The organism is Aeromonas sp. MTB (assembly GCF_056632455.1).
Genome location: NZ_CP147026.1, coordinates 4,405,001 through 4,418,720 on the forward strand (window position 1 = coordinate 4,405,001; position 13,720 = coordinate 4,418,720).

At 60.8% G+C, this 13,720-nt stretch carries 13 protein-coding genes; 5 read left to right on the top strand and 8 right to left on the bottom strand.

The window, feature by feature from the left end; genetic code table 11:
- Positions 1 to 211 precede the first annotated feature (211 nt).
- Positions 212 to 751, top strand: coding sequence for a gamma carbonic anhydrase family protein (locus WBR25_RS20195; protein WP_159164585.1), 540 nt, complete (start codon positions 212 to 214; stop codon positions 749 to 751).
- An 88-nt stretch (positions 752 to 839) separates the two neighbouring features.
- Here WBR25_RS20195 and polA read toward each other — a convergent pair whose 3' ends face one another.
- Positions 840 to 3,605, bottom strand: coding sequence for a DNA polymerase I (gene polA / locus WBR25_RS20200; protein ID WP_479749069.1), 2,766 nt, complete (start codon positions 3,603 to 3,605; stop codon positions 840 to 842).
- A 400-nt stretch (positions 3,606 to 4,005) separates the two neighbouring features.
- Here polA and elbB point away from each other — a divergent pair, with 400 nt between their 5' ends.
- A complete protein-coding gene (gene elbB, locus WBR25_RS20205; RefSeq protein ID WP_064339002.1) occupies positions 4,006 to 4,656 on the top strand; it encodes an isoprenoid biosynthesis glyoxalase ElbB in 651 nt (216 codons plus the stop codon).
- Between the two features lie 72 nt (positions 4,657 to 4,728).
- On the opposite strand, the gene WBR25_RS20210 is transcribed toward elbB, so the two are convergent.
- The 4 genes from WBR25_RS20210 to fieF form a co-directional block, all read right to left on the bottom strand.
- Positions 4,729 to 4,938: a cell division protein ZapB gene (locus tag WBR25_RS20210; protein ID WP_005339554.1), complete on the bottom strand. Its 210-nt coding sequence runs from the start codon at positions 4,936 to 4,938 to the stop codon at positions 4,729 to 4,731.
- Between the two features lie 246 nt (positions 4,939 to 5,184).
- Positions 5,185 to 6,465 (bottom strand): hypothetical protein, encoded by a 1,281-nt coding sequence (locus WBR25_RS20215; RefSeq protein WP_479749071.1) that lies wholly within the window; start codon positions 6,463 to 6,465, stop codon positions 5,185 to 5,187.
- 20 nt (positions 6,466 to 6,485) lie between these two features.
- On the bottom strand, positions 6,486 to 7,265 hold the full coding sequence (gene cysE / locus WBR25_RS20220; protein WP_019446522.1) for a serine O-acetyltransferase: 780 nt from the start codon (positions 7,263 to 7,265) through the stop codon (positions 6,486 to 6,488).
- 8 nt (positions 7,266 to 7,273) lie between these two features.
- Entirely contained in the window at positions 7,274 to 8,185 is a 912-nt protein-coding gene (gene fieF, locus WBR25_RS20225) for a cation efflux pump FieF (RefSeq protein ID WP_005339551.1), read from the bottom strand.
- An 85-nt stretch (positions 8,186 to 8,270) separates the two neighbouring features.
- Here fieF and WBR25_RS20230 point away from each other — a divergent pair, with 85 nt between their 5' ends.
- The 3 genes from WBR25_RS20230 to trmL all read left to right on the top strand — a co-directional run bounded on the left by WBR25_RS20230 (position 8,271) and on the right by trmL (position 10,857).
- The gene (locus tag WBR25_RS20230) at positions 8,271 to 8,966 is read left to right on the top strand and encodes a response regulator (RefSeq protein WP_005339549.1); all 696 of its coding nucleotides are present in this window, start codon (positions 8,271 to 8,273) and stop codon (positions 8,964 to 8,966) included.
- Positions 8,948 to 10,318 carry an ATP-binding protein gene (locus WBR25_RS20235; RefSeq protein WP_005339547.1) on the top strand — a complete coding sequence of 457 codons (1,371 nt, stop codon included), beginning with the start codon at positions 8,948 to 8,950 and terminating at the stop codon, positions 10,316 to 10,318. The genes WBR25_RS20230 and WBR25_RS20235 overlap by 19 nt, the downstream gene beginning before the upstream one ends.
- 74 nt (positions 10,319 to 10,392) lie before the next feature.
- Positions 10,393 to 10,857 carry a tRNA (uridine(34)/cytosine(34)/5-carboxymethylaminomethyluridine(34)-2'-O)-methyltransferase TrmL gene (trmL, locus tag WBR25_RS20240; RefSeq protein ID WP_005339545.1) on the top strand — a complete coding sequence of 155 codons (465 nt, stop codon included), beginning with the start codon at positions 10,393 to 10,395 and terminating at the stop codon, positions 10,855 to 10,857.
- A gap of 13 nt (positions 10,858 to 10,870) precedes the next feature.
- On the opposite strand, the gene dinF is transcribed toward trmL, so the two are convergent.
- From dinF to WBR25_RS20255, 3 genes are all read right to left on the bottom strand, one after another.
- The gene (gene dinF, locus WBR25_RS20245; protein ID WP_479749074.1) at positions 10,871 to 12,232 is read right to left on the bottom strand and encodes an MATE family efflux transporter DinF; all 1,362 of its coding nucleotides are present in this window, start codon (positions 12,230 to 12,232) and stop codon (positions 10,871 to 10,873) included.
- 2 nt (positions 12,233 to 12,234) lie between these two features.
- Positions 12,235 to 12,861: an SCO family protein gene (locus WBR25_RS20250; protein ID WP_005357419.1), complete on the bottom strand. Its 627-nt coding sequence runs from the start codon at positions 12,859 to 12,861 to the stop codon at positions 12,235 to 12,237.
- A 210-nt stretch (positions 12,862 to 13,071) separates the two neighbouring features.
- Entirely contained in the window at positions 13,072 to 13,287 is a 216-nt protein-coding gene (locus tag WBR25_RS20255; protein WP_447735663.1) for a hypothetical protein, read from the bottom strand.
- Between the last annotated feature and the right edge of the window lie 433 nt (positions 13,288 to 13,720).

Consider the following 13,720-nt stretch of genomic DNA (forward strand, 5'->3'; position numbering starts at 1 on the left):
GGTTATCGACGAGGTTGTTTGCGTTGCCGCTTGCCCTGTCGATGGAGGCGCATTATAGGGAACAGATTCTTTCTGGCAACCCCTTATCGGCAATAAAATTGCAAAAAACCGCACTTTTTTAGTTATTCATATCTAGACACAGCTTTTATACAAGCTTATCCACAGAAACAGCCTTCAGGTTGCTAGAATGGCCGAAAACAAGGAGGCCAAGATGGACTTGCGACTGAGACCCTACAAGGGAAAACGCCCGCAACTGGGCAAAGGAGTATATGTAGATCCCTGCGCGACACTGGTGGGCGATATCGAACTGGCCGACGACGCCAGCATCTGGCCCATGGTGGCGGCACGGGGGGATGTGAACCATATCCGCATCGGCGCCCGCAGCAACATTCAGGATGGCACCGTATTGCACCTGACCCGCAAGAGCGCCAGCAATCCTACCGGCTATCCGCTGCTGATCGGTGAAGATGTCACCGTGGGTCACAAGGCGATGCTGCACGGCTGCACCATCGGCAACCGGGTGCTGGTCGGCATGGGTGCCATTCTGCTTGATGGCGTCGTGGTTGAAGATGATGTGATGATCGGCGCAGGTTCGCTGGTGCCACCGGGCAAGCGACTCGAATCGGGCTTTCTATATATAGGTAATCCCGTAAAACAGGCTCGCCCGCTCAAACCCGCCGAGATCGCCTTTCTCAAAACCTCAGCCGACAACTATGTCCTGCTCAAGGATGAGTATCTGCAAGAGACCTGATAGGGCTGGTAGAAACAGGAAGCCCGGCATGATGCCGGGCTTCGCGTCTTATATAGCTATATAACCGTGCAAAACGGCTGACCGGAGATCAGTGGGCCTGATCCCAGTTGTCACCGGTACCCGCTTCAACCAGCAGCGGCACATGCAGTTCGGCTGCGGCCGACATCTTCTCCTTGATGATGGCGGTGTACTCCTCAAGCTTCTCTTCGCGGATCTCGAACACCAGTTCATCGTGTACCTGCATCAGCATGCGGATCGACTCATCCTCGATACCGCGGATCCAGCTGTCCACGTTGATCATGGCGCGCTTGATGATATCGGCGGCCGTGCCCTGCATCGGGGCGTTGATGGCGGCCCGTTCGGCCGCCTTGCGCAGACCGGCGTTGCGGGACTTGATATCCGGCAGATAGAGGCGACGGCCAAACAGGGTCTCGACATATCCCTGGGCTTCCGCCTGCTGACGGGTGCGCTCCATATACTCCAGCACGCCCGGATAGCGTTCGAAGTAGAGATCCATGTACTTCTGCGCTTCGGCACGACCGATCCCCAGCTGCTTGGCCAGACCGAAGGCACTCATGCCGTAGATAAGGCCGAAGTTGATCGCCTTGGCGCTGCGGCGCATGTCGGTGGTGACCGCATCGAGCGCCACGCCGAACACCTCGGCAGCAGTCGCCTTGTGGATGTCTTTGCCCTCGGCAAAGGCGGTCAGCAGCCCCTTGTCACCGGAGAGGTGCGCCATGATGCGCAGCTCGATCTGGGAGTAGTCCGCCGCCACCAGCTTGTAACCGGCGCTCGGAATAAAGGCCTGACGGATCCGGCGCCCTTGCTCGTTGCGCACCGGGATGTTCTGCAGGTTGGGATCAGACGATGACAAACGGCCGGTGGCAGCGACCGCCTGATGATAGGAGGTGTGTACCCGCCCGGTCTGCGGCTTGATCATCAGCGGCAGCTTGTCGGTGTAGGTGGACTTGAGCTTGGCCAGCCCACGATGCTCCATCAGCAGTTGCGGCAGCTCGTAGGTCTCCGCCAGCTCGGCCAGCACCTCTTCTGCGGTGGATGGCGCACCCTTCGGAGTCTTTTTGATGATCGGCAGGCCCAGCTTGGTGAAGAGGATCTCCCCCAGTTGCTTGGGCGAGGAGAGGTTGAACTCCTGCCCGGCCAGCTCGTGAGCCTGCTTCTCCAGCTCCGCCAGCCGCAGCTCGATCTCCTGACTCTGCTGGTGCAGCAGCTTGGGATCGATGGTGGTGCCGAGCAACTCCATCCGCGCCAATACCGGCAGCAGCGGCAACTCGATCTCGCTGAATACTTTGGCGAGGCCCGGCTCGGCAGAGAGCTTGCCCCACAGCGCCTGATGCAGACGCAGGGTGATGTCGGCATCTTCCGCTGCGTAAGGAGCCGCCTGCTCCAGCTCGATCTGGTTGAAGGTGAGCTGCTTCACCCCCTTGCCGGCGATATCCTCGAACGAGATGGTTTCGACGTTCAGATACCTGCGGGCCAGTGAATCCATATCGTGACGACTGGCGGTGGAGTTGAGCACGTAGGATTCCAGCATGGTGTCGTAAGCGATACCTTGCAGATCGATGTCGTGGTTGAGCAGCACGTTACGATCGTACTTGAGATTCTGCCCCACCTTGAGGCGGGTCGGATCTTCCAGCAGCGGCTTGAGCTTGCCCAACACCACGGCCTCGCTCAGCTGTAGCGGCGCCCCCAGATAGTCATGGCCAAACGGCACATAAGCAGCCTTGCCCGGCTCAACCGCGAAGGAGACGCCGACGATCCGCGCCTCCATATAGTCGAGACTGGTGGTTTCGGTATCGAAGGCAAACAGCGGTGCCGATTTCAACTGTTCCAGCCAGCCGTCAAACTCGGCTTCGTCCAGAATGCAGCGGTAGTCGGTTTCGATGGCGGCAACCGGAGCAGCGCTCTCATCGCCAGCTTCGTCCTGTCCGGCGCTCTCGCTCCCCTCATCACCACCGGATTCCAGCTCCTTGATTAGGTTGCGCAGCTCGTATTCGCGGTAGACTGCCAGCAGGGACTCCTTGTCGACCGGCTGAAGCAACAGCTCTTCCAAACTCTGTTCCAGTTCAACGTCGGTCTTGATGGTCGCCAGTCGATAGGAGAGACGAACCTGCTCCTCCTGCTCGCGGAACTTGTCGGCGAACGCCTTGGAGCCTCGGAAGCCGAGCGCAGCCACCTTGTCGAGGTTGGCGGCAATCTCGTCGATGCTGCCAATCCCCTGCAACAGGGCCAGCGCGGTCTTCTCGCCGACACCGGTCATGCCGGGAATGTTGTCGACCTTGTCACCCATCAGGGCCAGATAGTCGATGATGAGCTCGGGCGGTACGCCGAACTTCTCGATCACCCCTTCCCGATCGGTCTTCACATCTTTCATGGTGTCGATCAGGGTGACATGGTCGGAGACCAACTGCGCCATATCCTTGTCACCGGTGCTGATCAGGACCGGCAGCTGCTTCTCGGTCGCCTGGCGGGCCAGGGTGCCGATCACGTCGTCGGCCTCCACCCCCTCCACCATCAGGAAGGGGAAACCCATCGCCTTAATCATCTGGTGGATCGGGGCAACCTGGCTGCGCAGATCGTCCGGCATGCTGGCGCGGGTCGCCTTGTATTCGGGATAGATGTCGTCGCGGAAGGTCTTGCCCTTGGCATCAAACACCACGGCCACATGACAGTCAGGATATTGCTTGCGCAGGCTGCGCATCATGTTGGCCATGACACGGACGGCGCCGCTCGGCAAACCGGTCGATGTGCGCAGATCAGCCTGCTGGGAGGCGAAGAAGGCGCGGTAAAGATAAGAGGAGCCGTCGACCAGAATAAGGGGGTTGCTAGGGGCCATGAAATCGTCCTGCCAGAGATAAACAGCCGCTAGGATGCCACAGGGCCCCCCTCACACCAAGGGGCGCAGCAACAGCACACAGCGCCTGATAAAGGGACTCAATCTGTGGATAACTCTGTGTTCAAAAATGGGGCGCATCAGGACGAACAGTGATAAAACTGTGCATAAGAATATAAAAACCCATTAAAAACAATGCGTTGGTATCGTAAAAACCGATCGTGAGACAGTTAGAATGATCTCGATCAATGTGGAAAAAGATTTAAGGGAGTAGGTACGGCAGGATCCAAAGCGAAACAATCCTAGCACAGCAAGATGACTTGACCAGCGGAGGGCGAGCGATAACCATACAAAAGTACAACAATCCATCCTGGCTCACATTTTCAACAACGAGGAGTTTGCCATGAAAAAAGTGGCCGTGATTTTGAGTGGCTGCGGTGTCTTTGACGGGGCCGAAATCCACGAGGCCGTCATCAGCCTGCTGGCGTTGGCCCGTCAGGGAGCCGCCGTCCAGTGCTTCGCCCCGAACGTGGCGCAGCTCCATGTCATCAACCACCTGACCGGTGAAGTGAGCGAGGGAGAGAGCCGCAATGTGCTGGTCGAAGCGGCCCGCATCTGCCGTGGCCAGATAAAGGATGTGGCCGAGCTGGATGCGGCCGATTACGACGCGCTGCTGGTGCCCGGCGGCTTTGGCGCGGCCAAGAACCTGTGCGACTTCGCTATCAAGGGGGCGGAGTGCCAGATCCAGCCCGATGTGCTGAAAGCGTGCCAGAGCTTTGCCAACGCCAACAAACCGGCCGCCTATATCTGCATCGCACCCGCCATGATCCCGCTGATCTATGGTGCCGGGACGCTGGCGACCATCGGCCATGACGAGAGTACCGCCAACGCCATCGAGGCGATGGGCGGCAGCCATCTCAACTGCCCGGTCAACGAATTCGTGGTGGATCAGGAGCGCAAGGTGATCTCCACCCCCGCCTACATGCTGGCCAACAACATAGTCGAAGCGGCAGACGGGATCGAGAAGACAGTCAAGCAGCTGCTGGCGCTGTAATTCCCATCCCGCCAAAAACAGACGGGCCGCTCATGGAGCGGCCCGTTTTCAATTCTGCCTGAAGGCAATGAATTAGATGGTTTCGCCCATCTGATCCATTTTACCCAGCAGGGCACGCAGACGCTCCTGCCATGCAGTGTGCTCGTTGCGCAGCTGATGGTTCTCGTCTTGCAGCTTGCTGTTCTGCTCTTTCAGCTCGTCCAGCTCCATCTTCAGCAGGGAGATGTTGTCGACGGCGGATTGTACTTTGGATTCGAGTTGCTCAAGGACTTCTAGTGACATATGCATACCTGTATGTTCAATTGCGATGCCCCACAGAGGGCGATTCAAGCGCGTGAAGCCAGCATACCCCGAGCGCATCGGCACAAACAAGCCAGTGCGCTGTAAAATGCGCCTTCCATAGATGTATTGTCTAAATATGCGTCTATTTTTCTCGCATCCTGCGCCCGAGCCGCGACAACACACTGAACCGTGCGTAAAAGACCCCGCCGCCCGCGCATCATTTGTACCCTCTCGACGGAATCGCCGTTATCCATGCAAGGCGATATAAGCCCCCAGCAACAGACAGGCGACGACATACATCAGCAGGCCGTAGAGCAGGTTCCAGCGCAGGATCAGCCCGGCACTGAGGTTGTAGCGGGAGGCCAGCGCCAGATTGGAGCCGGAGAGCGGACTGGTGCCGGTGGCAAGCCCCCATCCCAGCAGGAAACACATGCCGAGCAGGCTGGGATCCGGCGCCAGCGGCCAGAGCAGCGGCGCCAGCCCGGAGATACTGATAAGCGGATGCACCCCGACGATGGCCACCAGCAGTATCAGCAGCAGAGTGAGGGATGCCTCAAGCCAGCCAAAGTGATTGAACAGCGGCAAGCCGTGACCGGCACCGAGATCGATGACCGACAGCGCGCTGTTGATGCCTGCCGCCAGCAAACCGGCCCCCAGAAACAGCACCAGCTGACCGCCGATGGCGGGAAAGCGTTCCACCACCTGCCGCTTGAGGGCCGCCTTGCGCCCGGCCCTCGGCATAAAGAGCAGCGCCAGCAGCGGGGCCACCAGTGCGATCACCGCCAGAATGCCGAGCTGGGGCCAGATCTGCTTGATGAGGAGCACCAGCAGCGCCAGCGTGACCGGCAACCCCAGGGTCTGCAACCGCAGCGGATAACCGGCAAAGTCAGCCACCCCGAGCCGTTCCACCTGCCAGGCGGTCAGTCCCATCGCCAGCAAGGCGGCGAGGATCCCGAACGGCAGAATATGGGAGAGCTGCAAGCCCGGCGCATAGGTGAGCGCCACCGCCATGGCGACAAAGAAGGGTGACCAGAAGGCAGCGGCACAGAAGATCCGGCTCAGCACCATCACCTGACGCCGCTCCAGGGTGCCATTGCGCTCCAGCCGATCGCCGATGATGAACAGCACCGAGAGGTTGATGACCGCCCCCAGCAGATTGAGGCTGGCCATGGTGCTCCACAGCCCCTTGCGTCCGGTCCAGGAGGTGGTGCCGGTCAGCAAGCCGGAGGTGGCAAGGTTGAGGGTGCTCACCGCGGCAAACATGGTGAGCATATTGATGTTGGGCAGCAGCCAGTCACCGGCGGTGAGGGTCGCTCCCTGCCACCAGGATAAGAAGAGCAGCAACAGCGCCGCGCCATACAATGCCAGCGCCTGCCGCTTGGCGGCCCCCACCAGCCAGGGCCAGGTGAGCAGTGACGCCCCCCAGGCCGCCATGGCCGCAGGCCAGGGGGAGAGTCCCAGATAGAGATGCAGCAGGTTGAGCAGCCACATCCCCAGGATCAGATAACCCGACCAGCGTTTGACCATCGACTACTCCGGCCGGGAGATCAGAGACACTGATCCATATCCAGGGAAGGCTTGTCGCACTCCGGACGGCCGACGATCTTGGCAGGTACGCCAGCGACCGTGGTATGAGGTGGCACCGGGTTGATCACCACGCTGCCCGCGCCAATCTTGGCGCCCACGCCCACTTCGATATTGCCGAGCACCTTGGCGCCCGCCCCTATCATCACCCCTTCGCGGATCTTGGGATGGCGATCGCCGCTCTCCTTGCCGGTACCACCGAGGGTCACGCTCTGCAGGATGGAGACATCATCTTCAATCACCGCCGTCTCGCCCACCACTATGCCGGTGGCGTGGTCAAACATGATCCCCTTGCCGATGCGGGCGGCCGGGTGCACATCCACCCCGAACACCACCGAGATCTGGTTTTGCAGATAGAGTGCCAGCGAGCGGCGCCCCTGGCGCCACAGCCAGTTGGCGACCCGATAACCCTGCAGGGCATGGAATCCCTTGAGATAGAGCAGCGGGGTGGAGAAGAGATCGACCGCCGGATCGCGCTCCTGCACGGCGCAGATGTCGGCCGCCACTACCGTCAGCAGCTCGGGCTCGCTGCGCAGGGCCAGCTCGATCACCTCGCGCAGGGCGATGGCGGGCATGGTGGCGCTGTCGAGTTTGTTGGCCAGCTGGAAGCTGAGGGCCGAACGCAGATTCTTGTGATTGAGAATGGTGGAGTGGAAGAAGCTGGCCAGCATCGGCTCCTGGGCCGCCATGCACTGTGCTTCTTGCTGAATTTTGTGCCAGGTTTTGGCAACCAGTTCATCCATGTTGCAGCCTACTGTTGTTCTGGGTGAGGGCTCTGTTGTTCTTTTGTCAGCACCGAGATGGGGTCCATGTGGATGATGACATCCATCCGCTCGAATGCCTGGCGTACCGCCAGTTCGGCTTCATCGGCGATCTGATGGGCCTTGACCAGGGGGATCTGATCATCCAGTTCAAGATGCAACTGTACGAATCGGGTCGGCCCGGATTGACGGGTGCGCAGGTCATGTACGCCGTGTACACCTTCTACGGCACAGCAGAGCGCCATTATTCTCGCTTGTTCTTCCGCTGGCAACTGACGATCGAGCAGGGCCTGCACCGACTCGTAGCCGATGTGTCCCGCCCCCCACAACAGGAATAGCCCGATCAGGATGGCAAACAGGCCGTCGGCCCAGTACCACCCCTGCCCCGCCAGCACCAGCGCCAGCAAGACACCGGCATTGAGCAGCAGATCGGAGCGGTAGTGCAGCATGTCGGCCTTGATGGCCACACTGTTGGTCTTGCGAATAACGAAACTCTGAAAACTGACCAGCAGCAGGGTCAGCACGATGGATCCGCCGCTGACCCAGAGACCCGCCTCCAGCCGCAGAATCGGCGCCTGATTGAGCAAGGATGAAATTCCGTGCATCACCAGCAGCAGGGCGGAGCCGGAGATAAAGGCCGACTGGATGAGGCCCGCCAGCGACTCCGCCTTGCCGTGACCGAAACGGTGTTCGTCATCGGCTGGGGCCAGCGCATAGCGAATGGCCAGCAGGTTGATGATGGAGGCACTCACATCCATGAAGGAGTCGGTCAGCGACGCCAGCAGGGTCGACGAGTCGGTCATCAGCCAGGCGATCAGTTTGCCGATGATCAGCAAGGTAGCGGTGGTGACCGCCGCTATGCTGGCAAAGGTCACCCAACGGGAATATTGTTGATGGCTCAAAACCGGCTTTCCTCTGGCGATGAAAAACTTATTATACCCTGACCCCGGCGTCAGTTTGGCGCGAAAATCTGCGGAATAACACCAGATGAACAGAATACTCCTGGTCGACGACGATCTTGAATTGACCCAACTGCTCACCGAAATTCTGACCCTGGAGGGATTTCAGGTCACGGTCGCCGAGGATGGTGAAGAGGGGCTGCAACGGCTGGCGGAGCAGAGCTTCGATCTGGTGTTGCTGGACGTGATGATGCCCAAGCTCAACGGCTTTGCCATGCTGACCAAGCTGCGCAAGACCCACGACACCCCGGTGCTGATGCTGACCGCCCGCGGTGACAGCCAGGATCGGGTCAACGGTCTGGAAGCGGGTGCCGACGACTATCTGGCCAAGCCATTCGATGACAGGGAGCTGCTGGCCCGGGTACGCGCCATCCTGCGCCGTACCCAGAGCGCCCCGCCCCAGCGCGGCAACTCCTCGGACGAAGTGCACTTCATGGATATCGTGCTGCAACCCGGCCTGCAGCAGGCCCGCTGCGGCGAACAGCTGCTGGAGCTGACCGCCACCGAATTCGGGCTGCTGGAGTGCCTGCTGCGTAATCCCGGCCAGATCGTCAGCAAGAGCCACCTCTCCGAGCAGGTGCTGGGCAAGAAGCTGGAACCCTTCGATCGGGCCATCGACATGCACCTGAGCAACCTGCGCAAGAAGCTGCCGGACCGCACCGATGGCCAGCCCCGCTTCAAAACCGTACGGGGGCGCGGGTACCTGTGGCTAGAGCAAGAATAGAGCGCATCAACTCCCTCAACGGGATCTCGACCCACATCTTCCTCTGGTTCTGGTTCATGCTGCTGGTGATGCTGGCCGCCGTGATCAGCCTGCCGACCCTGGATCCCCGCAACCAGATCCCGCTGCCGACTCACGAAGTCGCGCGGATGCAGAACAACGTGCAGGCCCTGCTCAACGCCGCCGAGCCGGATCAGGATTTCGATCTGGCCAAGGCGATGGACAAGATCGCCATGCTGCCGGTGGATAACGTCTACCTGCGCGACGAGAAGGGGCAGATCCAGTCCACCACCCATCCGCGCAAGTTCGTGGTGCGCTTTATGGTGGATGCCGATGACCCGGCCAATCCCATGCTGGGCAACGAGGATCGCAAGGCGATCGCCGGCCCCTTCCTGATGGAGCACCACGGTCATCGCTATCACGTCTATTTCGGCCTCAATGCCGAGAATCCCTACCTGTTCCTGTTTATTCAGGTGCTGGATCACCCGATCCGCATTCTGGGCATCTCGATGCTGGTCAGCACCCCGCTCTGCCTGCTGCTCGCCTGGCGGCTGACCCGCCCCATCCTGCAGTTGCAGAAATCGGTCTCCCAACTGGCGGCCGGCAATCTGGAGGTACAGATCCCCAACCTGGGAAGGGGCGACGAGATCGGCCAGCTGGCGGATAACGTCAGCCGCATGGTGGAGACACTCAAGAGCATGATCCAGAAGCAGAAACAGCTGCTTTCCGATATCTCCCACGAGCTGCGCAGCCCCCTCACCCGGATGCAACTGGCGCAGGCGCTGATCCGCCGCAAGCAGGGTGACAGCGCCGAGCTGGCGCGGATCGAATCGGAGATCGGACGGCTGGACAAGCTGATCGGCGATCTGCTGGATCTGTCGCGGGTGCAGCAGCATGTGGAGGCACCGGTGGTGCACCCGCTGGCCGACCTGCTGGAACCCATCCTCGAAGATGCCATGTTCGAGGCAAACCAGAGCGGCAAACAACTCAGACTGCCGCCGCTGCCCGCAGAGTCGATCCAGATGTGGCCAGAGCTGTTGGCCCGGGCGGTGGAGAACCCCCTGCGCAACGCCCTCAAATATGCCCGCGAGTTCATCAAGGTGGACTGGTATCGAGAGGGGCAGGAGTGGGTGATGACCATTCGAGATGACGGCCCCGGCGTGCCTGACGAGCAACAGGCGCTGCTGTTCCAGCCCTTCTTCCGGGTCGATGATGCCCGCAACGCCAAGACTGGCGGCACCGGGCTGGGGCTGGCCATCGCCTCGGAGGCAATACAGCGCCACGGCGGCACCATTGCGGCCAGCAACAATCACCCGACCGGGCTGACCATCACCATCCGCTTGCCCATCGCCTGATCCTTTTCATCCGGACGGGCGCTGGGTATGCTGGCGCCCCTTCTTGGCTTTACATCTCTTTGCAGGAGCTCGTCATGCTCGATATCGTCCTCTACCAGCCGGAAATTCCGCCCAACACCGGCAATATCATCCGGCTTTGCGCCAATACCGGTTACCGGCTCCATCTGATCGAGCCGCTGGGGTTTGAGTGGGATGACAAGCGGGTAAAGCGGGCGGGACTCGACTATCACGAATTTGCCGAGGTGAAGCGCTGGCCGAGCTATGAGGCTTTTCTGGCTGCCGTGGCGCCCAAGCGGGTGTTTGCCTGCACCACCAAGGGCCGCACCGCACACTCGGCAGCACAATATGCCCTTGGCGACGCCCTGCTGTTTGGCCCGGAGAGTCGCGGCCTGCCCATCGAGATCATCGAGAGTCTGCCATTCGAGCAGCGGCTACGCATCCCTATGGTACCCCAGAGCCGCAGCATGAACCTCTCCAACGCGGTGTCTGTCTTTGTCTACGAGAGCTGGCGCCAGCTCGGCTACGACGGTGCCATGTAAGCGCCACCGATGATCAGTGGCGGGCGTCGAGCAGATGCCCGCTGCGCTCCAGCCGCCAGCAAGTGACCCCCAGCGACAGGCCGCGCCCCACCATCAGCGCTGCCATCGCCGCCCATAACGCGGCCACGCCCCACGACTGACAGAGCCACCAGATCGGGAAGAAGCCGCCAAACGCGGCCAGCAACATGCTGTTGCGCATCTCCCGCGCCCGGGTCGCCCCGATGAACACGCCATCCAGCAGGAAGCACCAGACCGCCAGCAAGGGCATGGCGATCAGCCAGGGAAGCTGACGATGTGCCTCCGCCACCACGGCCGGAATGTCGGTGATATAGCCGATAAGGTGGGCACCGAAGAGGGCAAACACCAGGGTAAAACCACTGGCGATGAGGGCGGCCCAGCCCAGATTGAGCACGATGGCCTCCCGCAGTTTCTGCCGATCCCGCTGACCGATGGCTCGTCCTACCATGGCCTCCACCGCATAGGCAAAACCATCGAGTCCGTAGGAGATGAGCATCAGGAAGTTGAGCAGCACCGCATTGGCGGCCACCGCCACATCCCCCAGCCGCGCCCCTTGCAGAGTCATGAAGGCGAAGCAGAGCTGCAAACAGAGGGAGCGCAGGAAGATATCGCGGTTGAGGCCGAGCAGCCGCACCATGGGCGCGAGCTGCCGCCAGCGCTGCCAGCCATCCTGCCACACCGTCGGTGCCAGTTGCCGCAGCTGACGGCGTACCAGCCAGATCCCGACCGCCAGCGCGCAGTAGTCCGCCATGACCGAGGCCGCTGCCACACCCCGCACCTGCCAGCCGAGCCCCAGCACAAACAGGGCATCGAGCGCCATGTTGACCAGATTGGTGAGGATCAACATCACCATGGGGCTGCGGGCATCCTGCATCCCCAACAGCCAGCCCATGACCACCAGATTGCAGAGCGCCGCCGGGGCGCTCCAGATCCGCACCGCCACATATTGGCCCGCATAAAGCTGCACCTCGGGCGAGCCGCCACTCAGGGCGATCAGTCGTGGCAACAGGGGGAAGAGCAACAACAGCAGCGCCAGACCGAGAGCAATGGCCAGCCCCAGCGCCCGCAGCAGGGTATCGAGCTGGGCACGACCATCGGCGGCGCCGTGCGCCTGCGCCGTCAGCCCGGTGGTCGACATCCGCAAAAAGCCGAGCAGCCAGAAGATGAGGTTGATCAGGGTCGCACCGACCGAAACGCCCCCCAGAAACCAGGCCTGACCGAGATGACCGATCACCCAGGTGTCCACCAGCCCCAGCAAGGGGGTGGTGATATTGGAGAAAACCATGGGCAGGGCGAGCGCAAAGACAACGCGGTGGCGAGAGGGATCTCGCCACCAGGGGGCAACAGCTAGGGTCACGCTTAGTGGCCTGTCAGCTTCAGAATGCGGGCGAAGTCAGAGAGCATGGTAGCCATCTGCACCCGGGGCACCTGACCCGGCGCCACCTGCGGGCGGAATACCGCCTGCAGCTTGCCCTTGGGATTGATGAGCACGATGGAGGCGGAGTGATCGATCAGGTAATCCTTCTCCCCCTGATTGGCGATGGAGTAGATGAGCCCCAAATTGCGCACGAACGGGAACAGCTTGTCGTGGGGGGCAGTGGCCGCCTTGAATTCGGGATTGAAGAAGGCGGTATAGGTCTTGAGGCGTGGAATATCGTCACGCTGGGGATCCGCCGAGATAAACACCACCTGGCTGTCGGGCGCCATCTTCTTCAGCTGGTCATAGACGGAACGCATATCTGCCAGCGTGGTGGGGCAGATATCAGGGCAGAAGGTGTAGCCGACAAACAGGAAGGTCCAGTGCCCCTTCAGGTTGGCAGGGGTAAACGGCTGGTTGTCCGCATCGGTAAAAGCGAAATCATTGATGTCCCGCCCCGCCGGATAGTAGTCAGCCTGTTCCGGTTGCTCTGGCTGCGTGGCGTAGAACACCAGGATCAGGCAGGCTGTCAACAGCAGAAAGAGCAGGGGATAGCGGAGCTTCATCATAACAAGAGACCCTTTCAGTTCGAGGCAGATGGCCAGCAGTGACCGGACAAGAGGGAGGCATTGTACCCCAGCGAGCCGCCAAGGTGGTTCAACCTTGTGCAACGCCCTGTCAGGAGTCGACCATTTGGCATAATTAATCGCCAGTTGCGGCCATAAAAAAACCGGCCCCCTTGGGTGCCGGTTATGGATGGATTTGTTTGTCTCTTCTGCTCAGGGGCGAGCGTTACGCCCCTGCTGCAACATCTTGCCGATGGCCCGCACGCCGATGGGAATCACGGGTGCCAGCCAGCCCTCTTCCCCCTGGCGGTCACCGTGACCCCGTTTGAACAGCAGCACCAGACGCACCACCTTCTCTTTCGGGCATCCCAGCCAGAGCGTCCAGCGCGACCCACGATGGTGCAGCCAGAGACCGTAAAACCAGGTCATCCGGCTACCTTTGACGAAACGGGTGATTGACGATTCCGCTGGCGCAGCCCCAGCCTCTGAATCCCATGGCGATCTTGATGCCATACCAGTCCTCCTTGACCGACAGGTCATGTTGCTTCGTCGGCCTGAACTGGGAACAGGCCCGTCACGACTATCTGCAACCATTACGAGTGGTCCCCTTTGCCCGACAAGGCTCGGGATCTCCCCACTCCCCCTCATATCCCGTGAAGGTGTACTGCCCGATTCTCGTTGTTACCGGCCCTCCCGTCCCGGCGCATTGCGATGGTCAGAGGGAGGCGCCAAGGCCTGTCTCGGCGACAGGGCACTGATCTGAGCATATATCTGAAATGGATGATTGGTAGCCGGTCGCGCAGGACAAAAATGCCGCCGCCGATGATCTGTTTGATATGACAGGGAAAGTGCGCCAGAAACA